Source organism: Mycobacterium sp. TH-M15 (assembly GCF_057473705.1).
Genome location: NZ_JBYCLB010000017.1, coordinates 1 through 4837 on the forward strand (window position 1 = coordinate 1; position 4837 = coordinate 4837).

Genomic DNA, 4837 nt, shown 5'->3' on the forward strand with positions numbered 1-4837 from the left:
GTGACCATCCTGGCCGGCGCCGGGGTGGCCGGCGCCCACGACCGGGTGGTCGAGCTGGCGACAACGCTGCAGGCGCCGATCGTGCACGCGCTGCGCGGCAAGGACTTCATCGAGTACGACAACCCGCACGACGTCGGGATGACCGGCCTGCTCGGCTTCGCCTCCGGCTACAAGGCGATCAAGGAAGCCGACGTGCTGCTGATGCTCGGCACCGACTTCCCGTATCAGCAGTTCTATCCCGACCGCGCGCAGATCATCCAGGTCGACGTCCGCGGGCGCAACCTGGGCCGGCGGGTGCCGATCGACCTCGGCCTGGTCGGCACCGTCGCCGACACCGCCGCGGCGTTGCTGCCGCTGCTGAGTCGCAAATACGACCGCGCCCACCTGGACCGCGCGCTGCTGCACTACGCCAAGACCCGCAAGAAGCTGAACGCGTTGGCCGCCAACGACCGCGACCGCACCCCGATCAGACCGGAATACGTTGCAGCGCTTGCTAATCAGATCGCCGCTGTCGACGCGGTGTTCACCGCCGACGTCGGTTCTCCGGTGGTGTGGGCGGCGCGCTACCTGACGATGAACGGCCGTCGGCGGCTGATCGGGTCGTTCAACCACGGAACCATGGCCTGCGCACTGCCGCACGCCATCGGCGTCCAGACCGCCGACCGCGGCCGCCAGGTGGTCGCCTTCGCCGGTGACGGCGGGCTGACCATGCTCTTCGGCGAGCTGCTCACCCTGGTGCAGAACCGGCTGCCGGTGAAGGTGATCGTCTTCGACAACTCGTCGCTGAACTTCGTCGAGTTGGAGATGAAGGCGGCCGGCATCGTCAACTTCGGCACCGACCTGCGCAACCCGGACTTCGCCGCGGTCGCCGCGGCGCTGGGCATCTTCGGTCGCCGGGTGGAGCGGCCGGGGGAGCTGGAGGCCGCTCTGACCGACGCGTTCGCCCACGACGGGCCGGCACTGGTCGACGTGGTGACCGCCCGGCAGGAGCTGTCGATCCCGCCGGCGATCACCGCCCAGCAGGCGAAGGGGTTCTCGCTGTACGCGATCCGCACCATCCTGGCCGGCCGCGCCGACGAGCTGCTGGACCTGGTCACCACCAACGTGGCCCGGCGGATCCTGGACTGAGCCGGCTGCTGGGCGCACCCTCAACCCAGCAGGTCGGCTAGGGCGTCGTCGAGCAGCGGGAAGGTGAACCGGAATCCGCTGTCGCGCAGCACGGCGGTGTGGAGTAGCGCCCGGTGAGGCCCAACGCGGAGGTGGATCCAGGAGTCCGCCGGCCCAGGGAGCCGCTGCCGCTGGCGAGGACGATCTTGGGGGGGCTGGCGGGTGCCGTCACGGTCGTACGCTAGCGCACGGCGTGGTCGAGGTGACAGCCTGATACCCCGTAGGGTATCGTGACGGCATGGCTGAACACACCAACCACCACGACGTACTGACCACCCTCAACCCGCAGCACCGGGCGCTACGGACGATGATCCCGGACGTCTACCGCGGCTTCGGCGAGCTGAGCAAGGCGGCGTTCGCGTCGGGAGCGCTGGACACCAAGTTCAAGGAGCTGATCGCGCTGGCCGTCGGTGTGGTGCACGGCTGCGACGGCTGCATCGCCTCGCACGCGCAGAGCGCGGTGCGCGCCGGGGCCAGCAAGGAGGAGGCCGCCGAAGCGATCGGCGTGACCTTCCTGATGATGGGCGGACCGGCCACCATCTACGGGGCCCGCGCCTACGACGCGTTCTGCGAATTCGCCGACGCCACCGCGTCGGTCTGACCCACCGCCGGGGTGCGCCGCCGCCGATGGCGTCGCGTCCGGTCTTCGGGAAGCCCCACCGAGGGTGGCGAGGCCGCGCCGCTGGCCGAGGCTGGGGAAGCTGTTCTTGGCGCTGGCCTGAACGGCTAGAGCGAGCGCAGCACGATCGGCATGCCGTCCATCGGGATCGGCATCCCCCCGTAGTCCCACCGCGGCTGATAACCCGGCCGGACCAGCTCCAGCCGGTAGCGGCGCAGCAGCCGGTGGATGACGGTCTTGACCTCCAGCCGCGCGTAGGTCATCCCGATGCACTTGTGCGCCCCGCCGCCGAACGGGTTGAACGCATACCGGTGCTTCTTGTGCTCGCACCGCGGCTCCAGGAACCGCTCCGGGTCGAACTGCCGTGGGTTGGTGTACAACTCGGGTAGCCAGTGGTTCATCCCCGGCCAGATCGTCACGTTGGTGCCGGCCGGCAGGTAGTGGCCGAGCAGCTCGGTGTCGCGCACCGTCTGACGCATGTTGAACGGCAGCGGGGTGACCAGCCGCAGCGACTCGTCCATCACCAGGTCCAGCGTCTCCAGGCGCTCCAGCGCATCGATGTCCAGCGGCCGGTCGCCCAGCCGGGCCGATTCGTCGCGGGCCCGTTCCTGCCACGTCGGATTCGCGGCCAGGTGGTAGGCCATCGTGGTCAGCGTCGACGTGGTGGTGTCGTGGGCGGCCATCATCAAGAAGATCATGTGGTTGACGATGTCCTGGTCGGTGAAGCTGTTGCCGTCCTCGTCGGTGGTGTGGCAGAGCGCGGTGAGCATGTCGGTGCCCTCGGCGGCGCGGCGCTCGACCACCCGCCCGGCGAAGTACTCCTCCAGCACCCGACGGGCCTGTAGGCCGCGCCACCACTTGAACGGTGGCACCGACGTCCGGATGATCGCCCCGCCGGCCCGGGTGGTCTGCTCGAACGCGTGGTTGACCTTCGCCACCAGCGTGTGGTCGTCGCGCAGGTCATGGCCCATGAACACCACCGACGCGATGTCCAGGGTGAGCTCCTTGACCGCCGGGTAGAACAGGAACCGGGTGTCGTCGGTGGGCCAGTCGCGCACGATCGCGCTGGTGACCCGGTCCATGTCGACGACGTAATCGGCCAGCCGCGGGCGGGTGAAGGCGCCCTGCAGGATCCGCTTGTGGTGCAGGTGCTCGTCGAAGTCCAGCAGCATCAGGCCGCGGTTGAAGAACGGCCCGATCACCGGGATCCAGCCCGTGGTCGAGTAGTCCTTGTCGCGGTTGGCGAAGACGATCTGGGTGGCGTCCGGGCCGAGCGCGGCGACCGACGACAGGATCGGCGACTTGGCGAAGTACAGCGGGCCGTGCTTGCGGTAGACGAACAGCAGGTAGTCCGGGCCCTCGCGGAACGTCTCGACGACGTGGCCGAGGATCGGCAGGCCGGCATCGCCGGTCACCGGTTTGAGTCCGCTGCCGGGTGGCGGGTCGGCCAGCGTCTGGGTCTTCCAGTCCACCGTCAGCAGCCGCTTCTCCAGCGCGCCCATCCCGGGCATGTTGTTCATGGTCGGGATGAACCGGCGTTTCGCCTGGTCGAGCAGGTAGTGCGAGGTGCTGACGGTGGTCATCGACGCTCCTTTGCGAGGATCGGCAGGTGGTGACCTCGGTCACTGAAAGCTAATCGTTCGATATGGGTTGACGCATGTCAAGTCTTTTCTTTCGGTCCGCGTTACGGCAGAGTCGCAGGATGGACACAGTGCAGGGGGAGGACCGGCCGCGGTCCCCGATGCGGTCGCGGCGCGGCGACCGGCGGCGCGGGGCGATCGTGCAGGCGGTACGCGACCTGCTGGCCGTGAAGCCGTTCGACGAACTCTCGGTCGCCACGATCAGCTACCGGGCCGGGGTCGCGCGATCCGGCTTCTACTTCTACTTCGACTCCAAGTACGCGGTGCTCGCGCAGATCCTCGCCGAGGCGCTGGACGAGCTCGAGGCGCTCACCGGGCACTTCGCCCCGCGCGGTGCCGACGAATCACCCGCGGCGTTCGCCCAGCGGATGGTCGGCAGCGCCGCCCTGGTGTACGCGAACAACGATCCGGTGCTGGCGGCCTGCAACGCCGCGCGCGCCACCGACCCGCAGATCCGGGAGATTCTGGACCGTCAGCTCGCCGTGGTGGTCGACCAGATCGTCGGCATCGTCCGTGACGAGGCCGCCGCCGGCACCGCGCAGCCGGTCAGCGACGACCTTCCGGTGCTGGTCCGCACCCTGGCCGCGACCAGCGCGGTGGCGCTCTCCGGGGACAGCACGTTCCTGGGCGCCGACGGCGACGTGCAGCGCACCGCGCGGGTGCTCGAACGGCTCTGGCTGGCCGCGCTGTGGCCCGGCGCGGCCGAGCCGGCCACACCGGCGGATTGAACGACGCACCGGATCGCACCGCCGGTAGGGTCAGCATCCATGGCGAAGCTAGCGGAGCACTATCGGGGCAAGCGGTGTTTCATCACCGGGGCGGCCAGCGGCATCGGGCGGGCGACCGCGCTGCAGCTCGCCGGCTACGGTGCCGAGCTGTACCTGACCGACCGCAACGCCGACGGCCTCGACGAGGTGGTCGCCGACGCGCGGGCGCTGGGGGCGCAGGTTCCCGAGCACCGGGCGCTGGACGTCGCCGACCATGACCAGGTAGCCGCGTTCGCCGCCGAGATCCACTCCCGCCACCCGGCGATGGACGTCGTGATGAACATCGCCGGGATATCGGCCTGGGGCACCGTCGACCGGCTCAGCCACGAGCAGTGGAGCAAGATCGTCGCGATCAACCTGATGGGCCCGATCCACGTCATCGAGGAGTTCGTGCCGGCTATGGTGGCGGCCGGCCGCGGTGGCCAGCTGGTGAACGTCTCCTCGGCGGCCGGTCTGCTCGCCCTGCCCTGGCACGCCGCCTACAGCGCCAGCAAGTACGGGCTGCTCGGCCATTCCGAGGTGCTGCCTTTCGACCAGGCCCGCCACCCCAACGGGGAGTCGGTGGTGGTGCCCGGCGCGGTGCGCACCCCGTTGATCGACACCGTCGAGATCGCCGGTGTCGACCGCGACGACCCCCGGGTCGC

General features: G+C 69.7%; 5 protein-coding genes. 4 read left to right on the forward strand and 1 reads right to left on the reverse strand.

Features of this window, described 5'->3' with window-relative positions; translation table 11 throughout:
* On the forward strand, positions 1–1128 hold a 1128-nt coding region (locus AC2VNT_RS00405; RefSeq protein ID WP_486944978.1), incomplete at its 5' end, for a thiamine pyrophosphate-dependent enzyme.
* Positions 1129–1405: 277 nt separating this feature from the next.
* Positions 1406–1768 carry a carboxymuconolactone decarboxylase family protein gene (locus AC2VNT_RS00410; RefSeq protein WP_486944979.1) on the forward strand — a complete coding sequence of 121 codons (363 nt, stop codon included), beginning with the start codon at positions 1406–1408 and terminating at the stop codon, positions 1766–1768.
* A 125-nt stretch (positions 1769–1893) separates the two neighbouring features.
* Here AC2VNT_RS00410 and AC2VNT_RS00415 read toward each other — a convergent pair whose 3' ends face one another.
* On the reverse strand, positions 1894–3369 hold the full coding sequence (locus tag AC2VNT_RS00415) for a cytochrome P450 (RefSeq protein ID WP_486944980.1): 1476 nt from the start codon (positions 3367–3369) through the stop codon (positions 1894–1896).
* A 119-nt stretch (positions 3370–3488) separates the two neighbouring features.
* On the opposite strand from AC2VNT_RS00415, the gene AC2VNT_RS00420 reads away from it, so the two are divergent.
* Complete coding sequence (locus AC2VNT_RS00420; RefSeq protein WP_486944981.1) at positions 3489–4154, forward strand: TetR/AcrR family transcriptional regulator; 666 nt, start codon at positions 3489–3491, stop codon at positions 4152–4154.
* A gap of 39 nt (positions 4155–4193) precedes the next feature.
* On the forward strand, positions 4194–4837 hold a 644-nt coding region (locus AC2VNT_RS00425), incomplete at its 3' end, for an SDR family oxidoreductase (RefSeq protein WP_486944982.1).

Coding starts and splice junctions, on each gene's coding strand:
- AC2VNT_RS00420 (WP_486944981.1), top strand. CDS start 3,489: ATGGACACAGTGCAGGGGGAGGACCGGCCGCGGTCCCCGATGCGGTCG.
- AC2VNT_RS00410 (WP_486944979.1), top strand. CDS start 1,406: ATGGCTGAACACACCAACCACCACGACGTACTGACCACCCTCAACCCG.
- AC2VNT_RS00415 (WP_486944980.1), bottom strand. CDS start 3,369: ATGACCACCGTCAGCACCTCGCACTACCTGCTCGACCAGGCGAAACGC.